Raw genomic sequence first — 17,951 nt, forward strand, 5'->3', positions numbered from 1 at the left:
ACATCAGTGCAATAAGCCGGGACCAGTATCAGCAACTCCTTTGCATATAGCCCCGGCACGCATCCGTGCGCTATCCAGCCCGGAATCGGGCCGAAGACAGGGTGCCCAGCAGTGGGCACCTGAATGCAGTTACAAGCAGAACCGCGCTTGATGGATGCACATGGGCGCATCCTTAGAAGCTATAGTGGGCACTCAGATAATAATTTCGGCCCAATTCCCTTGAGTAATAGCTTTCATTTTCCTCTTCCAGGTCGACATCCGTAACATTTTTTATTCCAAATCGCAGTCCGAATGCGTCCGTTATTTCATAGGACCCGGTTACGTCAAGGCGGGTGTAGGAAGGCAGGGTTTCCCCGTAATAATCTACTTGTTCGCCGACATAGTTAGCGGAAACGTTGCCATTTAGCGCATCGGTGATCTGCCAATTCAGCGCCAGGTTTGCCTGCGTTTCCGGCTGATTCTCCAGGTCTATATCTTCTCCGCCGTAGCTGTATTCCGCATCGAACATATGGGTGTAATTGCCGGAAAGGAAAACGCTTGGCGTCAGCGTAACACTGCCATCCAGCTCTATGCCCCGGGTGTGGGCGGTGGAGAGATTCACCCAGGCGCGGGCACCGAGGGACTCGATATAACTGGCCTCTATCTTATCTTCGACATCGTTATCGAAGACCACCGCACTTAGGTGCCAGCCGTCTTCACGCGCCTCAATACCCGCTTCCATATTGGTGCTTGTTTCCGGCTCCAGATCGGGATTTCCAGGTATATAACAAGAGCCTCCACAGCTGAGCAGTTGGTATTGTTCACTGAACTGATAAACATCCGGCGCCTTGAATGCCTCGCTGATACCGCCTTTCAATACAATTGCGTCCGTCAATGCATAAGTCACGAACAGCTTTGAGGTGAAATGATCTCCGAACAGCTCGTGATCATCGAGGCGCCCCCCCAGAGTGAGGTTCAATCGCTCGGTGAAGGCGATTTCATCCTGAACGAACAGAGAAGTAGTGCTGACGGATTCAGAGCCGGTATCTGCATAGGAAACTTTGTCAGTGACTTCCTGTTCCCGGTACTCAATTCCGGCTGTTACGGCGTTAATACCCAGCTCGGTAATGCCATACGCTTTAAAATAGGTATTCTGCTCTTCCAGTATCCGATCTTGCGGATCGTCGTAGCGGCTGTTGTAGTCCTCGATTTCGCTGTCTTCCTGCTTCAGGTAGACAACACTTTTACCCCAGCCCCACTTGGCATCGTGGGTCAAGCCGTAGGAAAAGCGCTCAATTGACTGCTCCCGATAGTCAGCCCAGCCATCGCCAGCACTGTAGCGGCCGTAGGGGCGCTCATCATTGTTATAACCCAGGTCCACATCGAGATTTTGATTGTCGGTCAGCTTGATCCGGGTGGTACTCACCAAACTGGAAGATTCTTTTTCCTCCAATCCGGGCACCTCTGTCAGATCATCGGCATCGTTGCGGTACCAGGCATCGCGCTGATAAATTTCCGCGCTCAGGGATTGGCTCACGCGATCGCTGAGCGCACCGGAAATGGAAGCATTCACACGTTGCTGCGCACCCTCTTCACCGCCGTCGACCCCGCGGAATTCCACGTTGACATTGCCGTGCCACTCCTGTGACGGCGCCTTGGTGATAATGTTCACCACACCCCCAATAGCATCAGAGCCATACAGCGCAGCCATAGGACCGCGCACGATTTCCACGCGCTCGATACTGCCGAGGGGTACGGAGTTGTAATCAAAATCTCCGCCTCGCCACAGGGCACCGATGGAAGACACCCGCTTTCCATCCACTAGGATCAGGGTGTAGCGCCCGCCCATCCCGCGGATCTGAATTTCATCCCGCCCCAGTGAGTCCGAGCGGTTGTTCACCCCCACCGTATCCCGCAATAAATCGGCGAGACTGTTGACGGAAGTACGTGTGATTTCCTCGGAGGTAATGACGCTGGTAAAGGCGGGAGAGGTTGCGCTATCGCGAGCGGTCAGCGTTGCCGTCACGACCATTTCCTCCATATCCCCCTTCTCAGCGTCAGCGGCGTATACCGGTACCGCCAGGTTCATTGCGATCAGTGCAGCAAGCGTATTTTTTTTAAACATTTGTCAAAACTCTCCCCCAGTCTGCGAGTTAACGCCACCCGCGTGCAACGTCCAATTGATACAAATGATATAGATTCTTATTTAGTTTTACAATACTAAACAATGGTTAACCCCAAGCTGGGCAGGTAATTCGCGTCAATTTGTTTTCGCACAGCGCGGGCCGACAGCCGAAAGCCAGTGACAGCGCGCGAATCGACGGCAGGTGGCGGCAATTGGGTGTTGAACAATTTGCGTGCGCAGCAGAATTGCCACGCGAAGGGGAGCGGCCAGCCTGTGCCGCTCAAACGGAATGGACTGGGATCAAATTGTGGATTGCGGCAGCGCGGAAATGCCGTTGACGATCAGGAAGGCGATAATCGCCGCCGTGCGCGCGGCGCGATCTTCAATATCGAAATAGGGGTTGTACTCCGCCATATCCGCCAGGCACACCTTTTTCGATGCCAAAACCGTATCCAGCAGCGGTTCCAATAACTCCAGTGACACACCCCGCCCCGCCGGGGCACTGACGGCGGGCATCACCGCCGCTGGCAGAACATCCAGGCACACGGTCAGGTAGACAATGTCCACACCGCGGATAAATTCCCGAATCCGCTCTTGCACCGACTCCAGGTTCCAGGCGGTAATTTCGCGGTCGCGAATCACCCTCACACCCAGTTCATTGGCGCGTTGGTAGAGCGCGGGTGTATTGGCACTGTCGGCGGCGCCGACACACAGATAATTAAACGGGCGACCATTGATCTCGCACTGCTCGGCGATCTGATAAAAGGGTGTACCCGATGAGCCCTTGGGCGCAGGGATACGCAAGTCCAGATGGGCGTCAAAATTGATAATGCCGAGCGTCTTATCTCTGTGTTGTTCCCGCATCCAGCGGGCGATACCCAAATAGCTACCGAAGGCAATCTCGTGGCCGCCGCCGAGCACCAGCGGAAAATGGCCGCCAGAGAGCAGTTCGGCGATGCGCGCGCCCAGCAGCGATTGCGCGGACTCCAGGTCGTCCTTTTGAACTCTGACGTTACCCGCATCGTACAGGGGCGCATCAAAAGTGGCGGGCAGGTTGGCCATGGCCAGGCGCAACACGCGCGGCCCCTTGGCAGCGCCGATGCGGCCTTTGTTGCGGCGCACGCCCTCGTCGGAGGCAAAACCGAGTATCGCCACCCCTGGCGGGCTGTCCAGCTGCAAGGGCGCAATCCTCTGGTGCCAGCGCTCACCGGCTCTGCCGTCCTCTGTGTCAGTGCGGCCGCGCCACAGGCGCATATCAGCCAGCTGCAACATCGCTGCCTCCTACGGTTTTGCCGGCAAAAAATACCCGCGCTGGATTCAGCGCGCCTACTTCGTAAGCCAGCCGATCGGGAGTATCCATTGGCCAGAGGACCATATCCGCCCGCAGTCCCACACGCAGTGATCCACGGGAGCAACTGAGTCCCAACGCCCTTGCCGCGGCGCGGGTGACGCCTGCCAGGGCTTCCGCGGGCGTCAGCCCGAAAAAATTACAACCCATGTTCATCATTAGGCGCAGCGATGCCAGGGGGCAGCTGCCTGGATTGAGATCAGAGGCCAGAGCCATGGGGACGCCAGAGGCGCGCAGCTTTTCCACCGGGGGTGTACGCGTTTCACGCAGCGTGTAAAAGGCCCCCGGCAACAATACTGCGACGGTGCCGCTTTCGGCCAAGGCCGCCACATCCATATCAGTGATGTACTCAATATGGTCAACCGAGAGAGCGCCGGCCTTGACCGCCATGGCGGTGGCACCGGTATGCGCCATCTGCTCCGCGTGTACCTTCACCGGCAGGCCGAGCTTCTTCGCACAGTCGATAACCCGCTGGCACTGCTCGACAGAAAAAGCGATGGACTCACAGAACATATCCACCGCATCGGCCAACTGTTCCCCTGCCGCCGCAGGCAGTATCCGCTCGCATACCAGATCGATATATTCATCCGCGCGGCCGTCGTATTCCGGCGGCAGGGCATGGGCCGCAAGACAGCTGGTGACAATCTCCACCGGGTAGTGCTGAGCCAGACGGCGGGCGGTGCGCAGCTGCTTCAGTTCCGTGTCCAACTCCAAACCGTAGCCGGATTTGATTTCCACGGTGGTCACGCCTTCGGACATCAGCGCCTGCAGGCGTGGCACAGCGGCGGCGTAGAGCTGTTCGGCACTGGCGGCGCGGGTGGCGCGTACCGTCGACAAAATCCCCCCGCCGGACCGGGCCACCTCCTCGTAGCTTTCACCGCCGAGGCGGCGGGCAAATTCCGACGCGCGGTGGCCGCCGTAAACCAGGTGGGTGTGGCAGTCGATCAGGCCCGGTGTCAGCCACTGGCCCTCGCCATCTACAACTTCATCCGCACTGCAATCCGGCAGTTCTTTGCGCGAACCCAGCCAGACAATTTTGCCGCCGGTCACCGCCACTGCGGCGTCCTCCACGGCGCCGTAGCCCCCGCGGATCGCCGGGTCCATGGTGGCGGCGTGGATATTGGTGATCAACAAGTCACAGCGTTCTGTCATAGATACTTTTCCCAACGCCGAAACGGCCTTTACATGACACGGACGGCGCGAATTTCTTCTTTTAACCATAGACGGTCGCCCGGTAGACCGAGCGGTTTCTCTAAGGAACCTCTGATTAATTCGAGTGAGCGCTGTAATTAATCCCGGGGCACTCAGGCAAACTCATCAGAGACTCGCCGAGCTGGCGGCGCGGGCGCGGCCTCTGCCTGACAGGCATCCCGACCCCACCCACTAATCCCACCTAAGCCGCACTCGGCTTGACAGCACTCGGAGTGGGCACCATAGTACCCACCATCTTGTATATACAACCATATACAAGCTGACGTAGCAATTGACCGAAGTCTATGAATACTGCAAGAGAGCCCTCGGGCCCCAACACCGGCGAGCCACGCTATGCAGCCATCAAGCGCCATATCCGCCGCCAGATAGAGACGGGCAACTGGCCGGTGCACTTTCAGGTGCCCTCGGAAAACCAACTGGCACAGGAGTTCAATGTCAGCCGCATGACGGCGCGCCGGGCGCTGAGTGAGTTGACAGACGAAGGGGTGCTGAAACGCTCCCAAGGGCTGGGCACCTTCGTCGCCGAGCCGGTGCCGGCGGGCTCGCTCTTGGAAGTGCGCAATATCGCCGACGAGATCTCCGCCCGCGGCCACAGCTACAGCAGCCGGGTTCTATTGTTGCAGGGGGGGGAAGCCACACCCGAAGTGGCCCACGCCCTGAACGTGCCCGAGGGCGCGCCCATCTTCCACTCGATCATTGTGCACTGCGATAACGGGCTGCCGATTCAGTGGGAAGAGCGCTTTACCAATCCGGCGCTGGCGCCAGACTACTTGCAACAGGATTTCAGTGCGACCACCCCCAACGCCTATCTGTCCCGGGTGGCACCGCTGGTCGAGGCGGACACCACGGTGGAGGCGATTGCCGCGGATGCGGCCATCAGCGCGGCACTGGCAATTGAAGTAAACAGCCCATGCCTGCAGATCTGGCGCCGCACCAAGAGCAGCGCCGGCACCGTGAGTTTTGCGCGGCTGGTGCACCCGGGGAATCGTTATCGGTTGGGCGCGCAGCTCAGGTTCTGAAGAATTGGCATGCGTACCCCACCGCCAAAATAACTTTCGCACCCACGGATTAAGACAACTACACACCCGATAAAGAAATACAAACGGGCGACTCCGAGAAAATACCTTGCGAGGCAACCATGACGACCAATAAACGCCGCGATCCCAACCGTAAAATCACCGCCCCCACCGGCACCCGGCTCAACGCGAAAAGCTGGTTTACCGAAGCGCCGCTGCGCATGCTGATGAACAACCTGCACCCGGACGTGGCCGAGCGCCCGGAGGAACTGGTTGTCTACGGCGGCATCGGCCGCGCCGCGCGGGACTGGGAGTGCTTCGACAAGATCATCGAGGTATTAAAGCGCCTGGAGGACGACGAAACCCTGCTGGTGCAGTCCGGCAAACCGGTGGGTGTATTCAAGACCCACGCCGACGCGCCGCGGGTCCTGATCGCCAACTCCAATCTGGTGCCCCACTGGGCCAACTGGGAACACTTCAACGAGCTGGATAAAAAAGGGCTGATGATGTACGGCCAGATGACCGCTGGCTCCTGGATCTATATCGGCTCTCAGGGCATTGTGCAGGGCACCTATGAAACCTTCGCCGCAGTGGCGCGTCAGCATTTCGACGGCCAGTCCAAAGGCCGCTGGATTCTCACCGGCGGTCTCGGCGGCATGGGCGGCGCCCAGCCGCTGGCGGCGACCATGGCCGGCTTCAGCATGATCGCGGTCGAGTGCGACGAAAGCCGCATCGATTTTCGTCTGCGCACCGGCTATCTGGACCGCAAAACCGACAGTCTGGATCAGGCGCTGCAAATTATCGAAGAGGCCAAAAACAAAGGCGAAGCGGTTTCCATCGGCCTGCTCGGCAATGCCGCGGAAATTTTTCCGGAAATCGTCGCCCGCAACATCCAGCCGGACGCAGTCACCGACCAGACCTCCGCCCACGATCCGTTAAACGGTTATCTGCCAAAAGGCTGGACCCTGCAACAGGCCGCAGAAATGCGCCAAAAAGATCCGGCACTGGTGGTAAAGGAAGCGAAAAAATCCATGGCCATCCAGGTACAGGCCATGCTGGAACTGCAAAAGCGCGGCGCCGCCACCCTGGACTACGGCAACAACATCCGCCAGATGGCTTTCGAAGAAGGCGTAGAAAATGCCTTCGATTTCCCCGGCTTTGTACCCGCCTATATCCGCCCGCTCTTCTGCGAAGGCATAGGCCCCTTCCGCTGGGCGGCCCTGTCCGGCAATCCGGAAGATATCTACAAAACCGACGCCAAGGTAAAAGAACTGATCCCGGACAATCCCCAGCTGCACAACTGGCTGGATATGGCCCGCGAACGCATCCGCTTTCAGGGCCTGCCGGCGCGAATCTGCTGGGTGGGTCTGAAAGACCGCGCGCGCCTGGCCCTGGCCTTTAACGACATGGTGGCCAGCGGCGAGCTGGAGGCGCCGGTGGTAATCGGCCGCGACCACCTGGATTCCGGCTCCGTCGCCAGCCCCAACCGCGAAACCGAAGCCATGCTGGACGGCAGCGATGCCGTATCCGACTGGCCCCTGCTCAACGCCCTGCTGAATACCGCCAGCGGCGCCACCTGGGTCTCTATCCACCACGGCGGCGGTGTAGGCATGGGCTTTTCCCAGCACGCCGGCGTAGTGATTGTCTGTGACGGCACCGAAGCGGCGCGCAAGCGTATTGAACGGGTGCTGTGGAACGACCCGGCCACCGGCGTGATGCGCCACGCGGATGCGGGCTACGAAATTGCGAAGCAATGCGCCAGGGAACAGGGCCTGGACTTGCCGATGCTGAAAGACTGAAACCGCTTCGAAAATAACAATTTGGTGAGAGTTTTATGTACCAACTGGAAATTGACCCCGGCCAGCTGAGCCTCGCCCAACTGCGCCGCGTCGCGCGCGAGCCGGTAACCCTGTCCTTGGCCAAAAGTGCCTATCCAGCCATCGAGGCCGCCGCCAAAACCGTTGCCCAGGTGCTCAGCGAGGGGCGCACCGTCTACGGAATCAACACTGGTTTCGGCCTGCTGGCAAACACGCGCATCGAGAAAAAAGATCTGGAAACTCTGCAGCGTGCAATCGTGTTGAGCCACGCCGCCGGTACCGGCGACTTTATGGACGAGGCCACAGTGCGCCTGCTGATGGTGCTGAAAATCAATTCCCTCGCGCGCGGCTTTTCCGGCGTGCGCGCGGAACTGATCGACGCACTGATCCAACTGGTCAACGCCGGTGTTATCCCCGCGATTCCGGAAAAGGGTTCAGTGGGCGCCTCCGGCGACCTCGCCCCCCTGGCCCATATGAGCGTGGTGCTGCTGGGCGAGGGCGAAGTATTTATCAACGGCGAACGCCGCCCCGCCATAGACGGCCTGAAAAAAGCGGGCCTGACACCGATAACCCTCGCCCCCAAAGAGGGCTTGGCGCTGCTGAACGGCACCCAGGCCTCTACCGCCTTTGCGCTGCAGGGGCTGTTCGCGGCTGAAGACTTGTTTGCCGGCGCTGTCGTCACCGGTGCTCTGGCGCTGGAGGCCGCCAAGGGGTCGCGCCGTCCCTTCGACGACCGCATTCATCAGGTGCGAGGACAAAAAGCACAGCGCGACGTGGCCGCCGCCTACCGCGCACTGCTCGGCGACAGCAGCCAGATCGGCGACTCCCACCAATTCTGCGAAAAGGTTCAAGACCCCTATTCCCTGCGCTGCCAGCCCCAGGTGATGGGCGCCTGCCTGCAACAGATCCGCTTTGCCGCCGAAGTGCTGCTGGCGGAAGCCAACGGCGTGTCCGACAACCCGCTGGTGTTCGCCGACGGGGAAGACACCGACATTATTTCCGGCGGCAACTTCCACGCGGAGCCTGTGGCCATGGTCGCCGACAACCTGGCCCTGGCGCTGGCGGAAATTGGCGCCCTCTCCGAACGCCGCATGGCCCTGTTAATCGACACCAACCTGTCCGGCCTGCCGCCCTTCCTGGTGGAAAACGGCGGGGTCAACTCCGGCTTTATGATCGCTCAGGTAACCGCCGCCGCGCTGGCCAGCGAAAATAAAACCCTCGCCCACCCGGCCAGTGTCGACTCACTGCCGACTTCCGCCAACCAGGAAGACCATGTCTCCATGGCCACCTTCGCCGGCCGCCGCCTGCGGGATATGGCCGACAACACCTGCGGTATTCTGGCGGTGGAATTGCTGGCCGCCTGCCAGGGGCTGGATTTCCGCGCGCCTTTGAAGACCACGGAAACACTGGAAGCGGCCAAGGCGATGCTGCGCGAGCGGGTGGCTTTCTACGACAAGGACCGCTACTTCGCGCCGGATATCGAAGAAGCCAAACAGCTGCTGAAAAGCGCACTCTACCTGCAGCTTGTCAATAACGAGCTATTGCCCAGCTGCCACTGAATCTCCATCCCGCTTCTGAGGCGCCGTATCCGCTCGGCGCCTTTTCTGTTCCCCCTCCTCTCGACAAAAGAGATCGAAATCCGCGCAATTTGATGAAATTTGCGCCATCCCTGCTAGGCTGACTATTAGATGTTTTAGCCGCCAACCGGCGCGGAGGTCTGAATGAGCAGGCTGTGTGAAAGGGTGCTGGCGTCCGCCACCTGCTGTGTAGTGATGGCCACAAGTGTCCTGACGCTGTCCGCCTGCAGCGGTAGCGGGTACTCCCCCCGCAGTACCACTGTAACCGGCAGGGCTTATTACCGGTTCGGCGGCCCCTATTCCCACTGCCACCCGGACGGCGTCTGCCATAACGCACGCCACCCTGACTACTACTGGAGCGGGGGCTACTACCGTCCGCGGCCGCCCTATTACTACTGGCCGCCGGTGGCGCCGCGGCTTATCCCCTACTAACCGGCGGGCACCAACCAATCCCAGGCGAGCGACACAGAGGTGCCGCAGGGAATGCCGTAACCAATGGAGCTTTCCCAACTCGGAGATTGTGCTATGAACAGACTCCTCAAAACCGGGCTGATTGCCACCACCATCGGCTCCGCCCTTACCTTAGGCGCCTGTGTAACCGACGGCTACTACAGCGGCGGCTACTATTCCACCTATCCCTACTCTTACCCTTACTATTATCCATCCAGTAACGTCTATCTCTATTACTCATCTCCGCGCTACTACCGCTATCGCTACCACCCGCGCTACCGTTACTACGGACGCCCCTACTATCGCGGCCACTACCAATATCGCGGTCGTCCCTACTACCGCACCCGTCCCTACTATCACAACCGCTCCTATTACCGTGGCCGCAGCTATCACAGTGGTCGTTCCTATTACCGCAGCCCGAGCCGGTCAATACACCGCTCCAGCGGACACCGCTCGTCTCATCGCCGCTGATAAGGGCACACTTCCTCCCGCCGCTGCCGGTATCGCGCCGGCGGCGGCAGCCCATCGCATCACTGTTCTCATACCTTGGTCATACAGACCAGCCCCGGCACCGCTGCTAGCATTTTTAAAAACAAACACAAGACTCTAAATGCCGGTGCGCGGCGGATAGGCCGGACCGGAAAACAACTGCGGGGGTTTTTCAGTGCAGCAGGAACAAAAACAACCGGTTTTAATCAGCGGCTCCACCAGTGGTATTGGCCTTGCAATCGCGCACCGCATGGCGGGAGCCGGCCACCCTGTCATGTTGCACGGGCTGATGGAACCTGCGCAGGGCGCGCAATTACAGCGCCAATTCCGCGAAAAATACGCCGTGGAATGCGGTTTCAGCGCGGCGAATATCGCCTCAGAGGAAGGCTGCGCGCAGCTGGTGGCCGAAACTCGTGAAGCCATCGGCCAGCCGTCAATTCTGGTCAACAATGCCGGGGTTCAATTTACTTCCCAAGCCCAGGATTTTCCCACCGAACAGTGGCACAGAATTATCGCCATCAATCTGAGTGCGGCCTTCTTCCTCAGCCGGGAACTGCTGCCCGGTATGCGCGAGAATCAGTGGGGGCGCATCATTAACATCGCCTCTGTACACGGCTTGGTAGCATCCGAGCAGAAAGCCGCCTACTGCGCCGCCAAACACGGCCTAGTGGGGTTAACCAAAGTGCTGGCACTGGAAAACGCTGACTTTGGCATCACCGCCAACGCCATCTGTCCCGGATGGGTCGAGACCCCCTTAATACAACCCCAAATAGAAGCCATTGCCGAACGCGAAAGCCTGGATCTGGAAGCCGCCCGAATACGCCTGATCGGCGCCAAGCAGCCACTGACACGGGCAACGGCACCAGAGGCGATCGGCGAACTGGCACTCTATTTATGCGGCGACTTCGCCAACACTATTACCGGCGCTTCCCTGCCGGTGGACGGAGGCTGGAGCGCGCAGTAACATCTCCGCCCCGTTATATAAATTTTTCATCAACGGGGCGCGAAGTGAATTACCAACTGCTGATTGCCGACGATCACCCCCTCTATCGCGACGCCCTGGCTACCACTCTGTCCCGCCACTTCCCGGACTGCGAACTTCTGCAGAGCCGGGATCTCCAGTCCACCCTGAACGCCCTGGAGGATTCCACCATTGACCTGCTGCTCCTGGACCTGAATATGCCCGGTAGCGAGGGCTTCAGCGGCTTGGCGCAGATACGCAACGACTATCCGACGGTCCCGGTTGTGGTGGTGTCCGGCAGCGACAGAGATACAGTGATACGGCAGGCCGCCGCACTCGGGGCCAGCGGTTTTCTCTCCAAAACGGCAGAGCCGGAGGAAATTGTACAGTGCATCGAACAGGTACTGGCGGGAGAACAATGGTTCAGCACCGAGGCACTGGAAAGCGAGCAGGAAAGCGACCTCGCCGAGCGCTTAAACCGACTGACACCGCAGCAACTGCGCATTTTCCACATGATCGCCCGCGGCATGCTGAACAAACAGATTGCCTTTGAGCTGGAAATCACCGAACCCACAGTAAAAAGCCACGTGACAGCGATTCTGCGCAAGCTGGAACTGCGCGACCGCAAGCAGTTGATTCGCGAGGCTCAGTCTCTGGTCCAACTTTAAGAGCTCTTTGTACGTCAGTGGTGGTGGCAGAGATTTTATATCCGGGTACCACTACATGGCTGCTACGAGGACCTATCTAACACCCAGTTAGTAATTTTTGTATTGGCTGGGTAGTGTTCAGAATTCTGCGTCATTTCTTTACCATTAACAAAAAAGAGATGACCCATGACCAAACCTACCTTCGATATGGATGCCGCCATCAAGGCACTGCGTGAGGGCAAAGACCTCAGTGGCAAAGACGGCATCCTGACCCCACTGATCAAACAGCTTACCGAAGCGGCCATGCGGGCGGAGTTGGAGGAGCACCTCGCAAGTGAGGACAAGCCCAACCGCAAGAATGGCCATACGTCTAAGACCATGAAGAGCTCCGCTGGCAGCTTTGAACTGGATACGCCGCGGGACCGTGCCGGCACCTTCGAACCGCAGATCGTCAAAAAGCATCAGACGCAGCTTACCGACGAACTGGAGCGCAAAGTGATCGCTCTGTTTGCCCTCGGTAACAGCTACCAGGACATCCGCACACACATTGCCGAAATCTACGGTATGGAACTCTCCAACGGCACCATTAATGCCGTTACAGACAAGCTGCTGCCCGAGCTTCAGGCCTGGCGTGAGCGCGACCTGGAGCCTATCTACCCTATCATCTGGCTCGACGCTATCCACTATAAAATCAAGGAAAACGGCCGCTATATCAGCAAGGCTATTTACACCATCCTCGGCCTGAACATCGAAGGCAAGAAAGAGCTGCTGGGACTCTACTTGTCCGACCAGGAAGGCGCACACCATTGGCTGAGCGTTCTGACCGACTTATACAACCGCGGGGTCAAAGATATCCTGATCGCCTGTGTGGATGGCCTCCAGGGCTTCCCCGAAGCTATCGAGAGTATCTACCCCAAGACAGAGATCCAGCACTGCGTGATCCACCAGATCCGCAATTCGATGAAGTACGTGGCTTCGAAGAACCAGAAGGCCTTTATGGCGGATCTCAAATGTGTCTACAAGGCGGCAACACTCAATGCTGCCGAGAGCGCACTGGACGAGCTGGAAGCCAAATGGGGCGGCAAATACCCGATGGTGATCAAGTCCTGGCGCAGCAAGTGGCCCACACTATCGGCCTACTTCAAATATCCGGAATACGTACGCAAGCCGATTTACACCACAAACGCCGTTGAAGCCGTGCACCGGCAGTTTCGAAAACTGACCAAAACCAAGGGCGGCTTCGCCAATGAGAACAGCTTACTCAAGCTGCTGTACGCCGCTATACTGAAGGCCTCCGAGCGCTGGACGCACCCCATCCAGAATTGGAATCTGACGCTGTCACAGCTGGCGATCCACTTCCCAGAGCGCTTGGAGAAATACATCAGTCTGTGACTATTTGGCTGACACAGAATTTTGAACACCCTCATCTGGAGCTGGTCGACTGGAGTGGCCGTTGCCTTCGTGAAGACAAGCGGGGCGCTATCGAAGAACAACTACCACCAATTCTAGAACGATTACAGATCGACCCTCGGCACTGGCTCTACCTGAACCGCAATTTCGAAAGCCGCTTCAAGTGTCTGGTTGGCGCTGCGCACTCGGTGCGAAATGCCTGCGGGCAGCTCGGCAAACGCTGGGCACAGGGTATTCGCTACTGTGAGCGCTACCTGTCCCCGCCCATCACTTCCTAAAGTTTTGCCTTTCTTTGAAAAAAACTTCATCGCGAGCTTCTGCGAAGGACTGCTGCTGACCTGCTCCCCACTTTCTAGTCCACTTCAATCCTAGTAATGTTCATCACCAATGAGGACGATGAACATGAAGAAACGTTTTACTGAAGAACAGATTATCCCAATCTTGAAGGAAGCTGAGGCCGGTATCCCGGTGAAAGAGCTTTGCCGCAAGTACAGTATTTCGGATGCCACTTTTTACACCTGGCGTAAGAAGTATGGAGGTCTGGAGGTATCTGAGGCCCGGCGGCTCAAGGCCTTGGAACAGGAGAATGCCCGCCTTAAGAAGCTGCTGGCGGAGTCTCTATTGGATCAGGAAGCATTGAAGGCTGCCCTTAAGGGAAAGTACTAACCGTCGGCAACAAGCGCGAGGCCGTACAAATCATGCGGTCGGAAACGACTATCTCAGAACGTAGGGCCTGTTCGCTCGTCGGGTTATCTCGCGCGTCCATGCGATACCAGTCCAAAAAGGCTACAGAGTCTGAACTGGCTGAACGTATCAAGGAAATAGCACTCGAGCGACGGCGATTCGGCTACCGGCGAGTGCACCAGATGCTGCGTCGGGAAGGGCTGAAAGTGAACCATAAGAAGGTCTATCGGTTATATCACGAGGCGGGACTAGCCGTCCGCAAACGTAGGCGTCGCAAGGGCGTTATGGTTGAGCGACAGCCTCTATCGCTACCGGAAACCCCGAACCATACGTGGTCGATGGACTTCGTGATGGATGCTCTGGCCAATGGCCGTCGTATCAAGTGTCTGACCATTGTCGATGATTTCACCAAGGAGTGTCTCGATATTCAGGTAGCCAGCGGGATATCTGGAGAGCAGGTGGTGAGGAGTTTGGATGCCATAGCGGCCTTCCGTGGTTATCCCAAAGCCATCAGGACAGATCAAGGGCCGGAGTTTACCGGCAAAGCGCTTGATCAGTGGGCCTATCGCAACGGGGTTGAGCTAAAGTTGATCCAGCCAGGGAGGCCGACACAAAACGGATATATCGAGAGTTTCAACGGCAAATTTCGGGATGAATGTCTCAATGAGCACTGGTTTCGGGACTTGGCTCATGCTCGGGGGCTGATCAGCCAGTGGCGGCAAGACTACAACGAGCAGCGGCCACACTCATCGCTGGGCTATCAGACACCGGCGGAATTTGCTGCAGCGTTCAGGTCGCACAAAAAAGAATCTATCAACACGAACATTACTAACACGAGGTTGGATTAAAAATTGGGGGCAGGTCACTGCATCCCAATAAAACTGTTTGGCCCTATTCCACACAGGGAGCAGGCTCTACTTACCCGAATAGGAAGTTATGGCAACAACGGACTAAACATGAAGTAGCCTTCTCACCAAGTTTTTCAATTGGTGGGTGTCCATTTTCACTTCAACATGTTTCCATAACCCAGAAATCTAGTATTCTTACATTGAACGATTACTAAAATTTCACCGTTTGGCAATTCATCTTTGTATGTGCAAATAGTTAACCTCTTACTTCCAATTTTAATATCTTCAACTGACTCAGATGGCAGATTTTTTATCTCTTCCAAGTTGAAACTCATGAGCGATTTCAATCTAAGGATTACTTCTTCTGAAATAGCTTTATCAATTTCACTATTTTTCATGGCTTATACATAACGCCGCCAGCACAGGCCGAAGCACGCAGTGCGGAGGTCCAGCCCACGAAGTGGGCGATTGTGCCTGGCCTTGTTATGCATTTTACTCTGCGACCTCGATTAAACTGCTTACATTGCTCTCAACATCTTTTTCAGTACCGAAACCATACTGCCAAACAGGAAATGGCGACATTAAAAGGGTAACCCAGCCCTGCATAGACGTGACTTTAACAGTGCCTAGCTCGTTGCTCTCTGCTGTAACAGTATAGGTATCTACACAGTGCGTTGGAATAATGCCTAGAGAAAGCACATAAAAGAGTGGCTCGAAACAATGAGCCCCTTCTGGCCATTCATTTTGTTTCTTGATAGAAACCTTTTCGCCTTCTGGCAATTTCTTCAATTCTCCTTCTGGAACAACTTTGTATGATGCGCAGCTCGACAGAAAGAGAGTTAAAATTATCGCAATATATCTATTCATAGTGCATAACGCCGCTGTATGGGGCATTTTTTGTGTAGTGGAGTTTTGGGGTAAAGTGGCGAAGCCACCCCCAAAACGAAACGAAGCAAAAAATGTCCCTATGACAGCTTTGTTATACCTATATTTGCTTAAGGTCATTGCGCATTTGCTCACGGAGTTCCTTAGCCTTGCTTTTAGCTAGCTCTCCTACTCTCATAAGTTCAGCTTGATTCTTAACCGCTAACTCTTGGTCGTTTTCAATAGTGATTTTAACTAAATCAGACATCATTTTTCCTGAAATAGCAAATAGCTGATCATATAACTCCTTAATCTCATCAAGAAGAACTGCAACTTCGTCACTAGCCGTTAAACGCAAGCTATTTGTCTCGGATTCGATAACACTAAGCTCTTGGAATCCATCGCGAGTTATCTTAGATATCTGCTCAGAAAACCGAATTGTGGCCTGAGTAGCTTCAGCCTCATCATTGCGGTCACATGCTTGTAAATATGAGGACATAAACTCATTCATTATAGGAGTGAACACATCTTGGTAGTCGGTTTGATGCTTATTATGTATAGCGTCAATGTGCCTAAAATATGACTCGTATTGAGTTGCTTTCATTTCAAAAACTTTTTTACGCCTTTCCAGATCAAGATCGAAAGACTGTTTAACCGCAATAAGTTCGCGTTCATGCCTCTTCTTGTTAAAGTATAAGAAAGCTAACCATAACGCATTTATGAGACCAAATGCCCATGCTGCGTACTCTGGCTTTTCTGAAATTACTTTGAATATTTCTTCCATATTCGATATTCGACTTTAGGTATAACATTTATATCATAGCCCCAAAGACCAATCCCCCCACGCCCCATATCCCAAAGCGCAATTAACCCCAGAATGCCCTGCCCCCCTTTATACGTCAATCCTCAGCCATAATTGGCTCGATGGTGCCAATTATAAAAAACGGTCTTCACGACTCATATCCACATTCTCAACGCCCATTGTAACTATTTGATTTAGCTCGGCCTTTCTGCCATTTCTAACCGCACTTCATTAATATCGGCCCCGATGACTGAAAACTCTTCCGCAGATTGGTCACGATCAGGTAATACCTCCTTCTTTCGACAAGCAGTTTCTGAACATAAGGTCCGAAAATGTGGAGTTTGATAAGACCACTAAGGAGGGATTCTTATCAGTAGTATTTACGCCGAAAAGGCTGTGGCTGTACTCGCTCAACGAAAAAGACAGAATAAGTTGTCGGTGTTGCTGGTGTAAGTGCTGTCCTTGGGTAATGGAGGCAATGCAGCTGTGGATTCTGGAATTAGGTTTTAGCAGTGCTTTTTGTAAGGAGGGCGAAAGGGAAAAGCATAACTGTTTCATGGATGTTTCATGGACACCCACAAAACAAAAAGCTTTCAACGCCAGCCATATTGCAACATTCTCTACCTTATAGAAAATACTGTTTATCCATACATATGAATGGATAACCAAAATGGGACACCCGCGCAAATCCCTGATCTCTCTTGAAGCTACGCCCTATTATCACTGCGTCTCCCGCTGCGTGCGTCGCGCTTTTCTGTGTGGCCGGGATGAGCGCACCGGGCGCTGTTTCGAGCATCGGAGACAGTGGATCGAAGATCGGCTTTTGGAATTGGCCGAGGTATTTGCGCTGGATATCTGTGCTTATGCAGTCATGAGTAACCATTATCATGTGGTACTGCACATCAATGCCGCACAGGCTGAAGTCTGGACGCTGCGCGAGGTGGTAGATCGATGGCATCAACTCTGTAAAGGCTCTCCGCTCTCCCAACGTTATGCTCGACACGAAACCTTGAACGCTACGGAACTGGCCCGGCTGGAGGAGGTGGCCGCAGAATGGAGAGCAAGGCTAATGGATATCAGTTGGTTTATGCGGATGCTCAATGAATCCATTGCCCGGCAAGCCAATCAAGAGGATGGCTGTACCGGTCGTTTCTGGGAAGGTAGATTTAAATCCCAGGCACTGCTCGACGAGCGAGCTCTGGCGGCCTGTATGGCCTATGTGGATCTGAACCCTATCCGGGCCAAAATGGCTGATACACCCGAAACCTCAGACCACACTTCCATACAACGGCGTATATCAGAAGCTCAGGATGGCAAACAGCCACAGCAGCTCTTTCCCTTTGTTGGCAATCCGCGAGAACCCATGCCTGTAGGACTGCCGTTTCAGTTACAGGACTATCTGGAGCTGGTGGACTGGAGTGGCCATTGCCTGCGTGAAGACAAGCGCGGCGCGATCGACGAGCAACTGCCGCCGATTCTCGACCGGCTGCAGATCGCCCCACGGCACTGGCTCTACCTGAACCGCAATTTCGAAAGCCGCTTCAAGTCTCTGGTTGGCGCCGCACACTCGGTGCGCAATGCCTGTCAGCAGCTCGGCAAACGTTGGGCGCAGGGTATTCACGACTGTGAGCGCTACCTATCCCCGCCCATCACTTCCTAAAATTTTGCCTTTCCTTGAAAAATACCATCGCGGGCTTCTGCGAAGGACTGCTGCATCCCAAT

17 protein-coding genes are annotated in these 17,951 nt (G+C 55.8%); 11 read left to right on the top strand and 6 right to left on the bottom strand.

Going from position 1 to position 17,951, the window contains the following annotated elements:
• Positions 1 to 172: 172 nt before the first annotated feature.
• The 3 genes from A3224_RS14765 to hutI form a co-directional block, all read right to left on the bottom strand.
• Positions 173 to 2,104 (bottom strand): TonB-dependent receptor domain-containing protein, encoded by a 1,932-nt coding sequence (locus A3224_RS14765; RefSeq protein WP_067156342.1) that lies wholly within the window; start codon positions 2,102 to 2,104, stop codon positions 173 to 175.
• Between the two features lie 300 nt (positions 2,105 to 2,404).
• Complete coding sequence (hutG, locus tag A3224_RS14770) at positions 2,405 to 3,376, bottom strand: formimidoylglutamase (protein ID WP_067156345.1); 972 nt, start codon at positions 3,374 to 3,376, stop codon at positions 2,405 to 2,407.
• Complete coding sequence (gene hutI, locus A3224_RS14775; protein ID WP_067156348.1) at positions 3,360 to 4,604, bottom strand: imidazolonepropionase; 1,245 nt, start codon at positions 4,602 to 4,604, stop codon at positions 3,360 to 3,362. Before hutI ends, hutG begins: the two co-directional genes overlap by 17 nt.
• A gap of 344 nt (positions 4,605 to 4,948) precedes the next feature.
• On the opposite strand from hutI, the gene hutC reads away from it, so the two are divergent.
• From hutC to A3224_RS14830, 10 genes are all read left to right on the top strand, one after another.
• Positions 4,949 to 5,683, top strand: coding sequence for a histidine utilization repressor (hutC, locus tag A3224_RS14780; RefSeq protein ID WP_067156350.1), 735 nt, complete (start codon positions 4,949 to 4,951; stop codon positions 5,681 to 5,683).
• A 119-nt stretch (positions 5,684 to 5,802) separates the two neighbouring features.
• The gene (gene hutU / locus A3224_RS14785; protein WP_067156353.1) at positions 5,803 to 7,479 is read left to right on the top strand and encodes a urocanate hydratase; all 1,677 of its coding nucleotides are present in this window, start codon (positions 5,803 to 5,805) and stop codon (positions 7,477 to 7,479) included.
• 35 nt (positions 7,480 to 7,514) lie between these two features.
• The gene (gene hutH / locus A3224_RS14790; protein WP_067156356.1) at positions 7,515 to 9,056 is read left to right on the top strand and encodes a histidine ammonia-lyase; all 1,542 of its coding nucleotides are present in this window, start codon (positions 7,515 to 7,517) and stop codon (positions 9,054 to 9,056) included.
• A 162-nt stretch (positions 9,057 to 9,218) separates the two neighbouring features.
• Complete coding sequence (locus A3224_RS14795; RefSeq protein WP_067156359.1) at positions 9,219 to 9,506, top strand: hypothetical protein; 288 nt, start codon at positions 9,219 to 9,221, stop codon at positions 9,504 to 9,506.
• 93 nt (positions 9,507 to 9,599) lie between these two features.
• Positions 9,600 to 9,995 (top strand): hypothetical protein, encoded by a 396-nt coding sequence (locus tag A3224_RS14800; protein ID WP_067156362.1) that lies wholly within the window; start codon positions 9,600 to 9,602, stop codon positions 9,993 to 9,995.
• Positions 9,996 to 10,188: 193 nt separating this feature from the next.
• On the top strand, positions 10,189 to 10,977 hold the full coding sequence (locus tag A3224_RS14805) for a 3-hydroxybutyrate dehydrogenase (RefSeq protein WP_067156366.1): 789 nt from the start codon (positions 10,189 to 10,191) through the stop codon (positions 10,975 to 10,977).
• A 44-nt stretch (positions 10,978 to 11,021) separates the two neighbouring features.
• Positions 11,022 to 11,642 (top strand): response regulator transcription factor, encoded by a 621-nt coding sequence (locus A3224_RS14810; RefSeq protein ID WP_067156368.1) that lies wholly within the window; start codon positions 11,022 to 11,024, stop codon positions 11,640 to 11,642.
• Positions 11,643 to 11,807: 165 nt separating this feature from the next.
• Entirely contained in the window at positions 11,808 to 13,013 is a 1,206-nt protein-coding gene (locus A3224_RS14815; RefSeq protein WP_067156371.1) for an IS256 family transposase, read from the top strand.
• Positions 13,010 to 13,309 carry a hypothetical protein gene (locus tag A3224_RS14820; protein ID WP_067156374.1) on the top strand — a complete coding sequence of 100 codons (300 nt, stop codon included), beginning with the start codon at positions 13,010 to 13,012 and terminating at the stop codon, positions 13,307 to 13,309. Before A3224_RS14815 ends, A3224_RS14820 begins: the two co-directional genes overlap by 4 nt.
• Before the next feature lie 124 nt (positions 13,310 to 13,433).
• Positions 13,434 to 14,563, top strand: a protein-coding gene (locus A3224_RS14830) for an IS3 family transposase (RefSeq protein WP_407939252.1) whose coding sequence is annotated in 2 segments (ribosomal slippage) — positions 13,434 to 13,692 and positions 13,692 to 14,563 — 1,131 coding nt in all. Because the reading frame shifts where the segments join, the coding sequence is not laid out codon by codon here.
• A gap of 155 nt (positions 14,564 to 14,718) precedes the next feature.
• On the opposite strand, the gene A3224_RS17025 is transcribed toward A3224_RS14830, so the two are convergent.
• The 3 genes from A3224_RS17025 to A3224_RS14840 all read right to left on the bottom strand — a co-directional run bounded on the left by A3224_RS17025 (position 14,719) and on the right by A3224_RS14840 (position 16,211).
• Positions 14,719 to 14,961, bottom strand: a complete 243-nt coding sequence (locus A3224_RS17025) for a hypothetical protein (RefSeq protein WP_156481507.1) — start codon at positions 14,959 to 14,961, stop codon at positions 14,719 to 14,721.
• Between the two features lie 94 nt (positions 14,962 to 15,055).
• Entirely contained in the window at positions 15,056 to 15,568 is a 513-nt protein-coding gene (locus A3224_RS17030; RefSeq protein WP_156481508.1) for a hypothetical protein, read from the bottom strand.
• The gene (locus A3224_RS14840) at positions 15,549 to 16,211 is read right to left on the bottom strand and encodes a hypothetical protein (protein ID WP_067156377.1); all 663 of its coding nucleotides are present in this window, start codon (positions 16,209 to 16,211) and stop codon (positions 15,549 to 15,551) included. The genes A3224_RS17030 and A3224_RS14840 overlap by 20 nt, the downstream gene beginning before the upstream one ends.
• A gap of 688 nt (positions 16,212 to 16,899) precedes the next feature.
• Here A3224_RS14840 and A3224_RS14845 point away from each other — a divergent pair.
• Complete coding sequence (locus A3224_RS14845) at positions 16,900 to 17,889, top strand: transposase (protein WP_067156380.1); 990 nt, start codon at positions 16,900 to 16,902, stop codon at positions 17,887 to 17,889.
• The last annotated feature ends 62 nt before the right edge of the window (positions 17,890 to 17,951 follow it).

Origin of the sequence: Microbulbifer thermotolerans (assembly GCF_001617625.1) — a bacterium.
GTDB classification, from domain to species: domain Bacteria; phylum Pseudomonadota; class Gammaproteobacteria; order Pseudomonadales; family Cellvibrionaceae; genus Microbulbifer; species Microbulbifer thermotolerans.

Bases quoted from the DNA above. Each gene is read 5' to 3' on its own strand.
- A3224_RS14765 (WP_067156342.1), bottom strand. From the start codon at position 2,104: ATGTTTAAAAAAAATACGCTTGCTGCACTGATCGCAATGAACCTGGCG.
- hutG (WP_067156345.1), bottom strand. From the start codon at position 3,376: ATGTTGCAGCTGGCTGATATGCGCCTGTGGCGCGGCCGCACTGACACA.
- hutI (WP_067156348.1), bottom strand. From the start codon at position 4,604: ATGACAGAACGCTGTGACTTGTTGATCACCAATATCCACGCCGCCACC.
- hutC (WP_067156350.1), top strand. From the start codon at position 4,949: ATGAATACTGCAAGAGAGCCCTCGGGCCCCAACACCGGCGAGCCACGC.
- hutU (WP_067156353.1), top strand. From the start codon at position 5,803: ATGACGACCAATAAACGCCGCGATCCCAACCGTAAAATCACCGCCCCC.
- hutH (WP_067156356.1), top strand. From the start codon at position 7,515: ATGTACCAACTGGAAATTGACCCCGGCCAGCTGAGCCTCGCCCAACTG.
- A3224_RS14795 (WP_067156359.1), top strand. From the start codon at position 9,219: ATGAGCAGGCTGTGTGAAAGGGTGCTGGCGTCCGCCACCTGCTGTGTA.
- A3224_RS14800 (WP_067156362.1), top strand. From the start codon at position 9,600: ATGAACAGACTCCTCAAAACCGGGCTGATTGCCACCACCATCGGCTCC.
- A3224_RS14815 (WP_067156371.1), top strand. From the start codon at position 11,808: ATGACCAAACCTACCTTCGATATGGATGCCGCCATCAAGGCACTGCGT.
- A3224_RS17025 (WP_156481507.1), bottom strand. From the start codon at position 14,961: ATGAAAAATAGTGAAATTGATAAAGCTATTTCAGAAGAAGTAATCCTT.
- A3224_RS17030 (WP_156481508.1), bottom strand. From the start codon at position 15,568: ATGACCTTAAGCAAATATAGGTATAACAAAGCTGTCATAGGGACATTT.
- A3224_RS14840 (WP_067156377.1), bottom strand. From the start codon at position 16,211: ATGGAAGAAATATTCAAAGTAATTTCAGAAAAGCCAGAGTACGCAGCA.
- A3224_RS14845 (WP_067156380.1), top strand. From the start codon at position 16,900: ATGGGACACCCGCGCAAATCCCTGATCTCTCTTGAAGCTACGCCCTAT.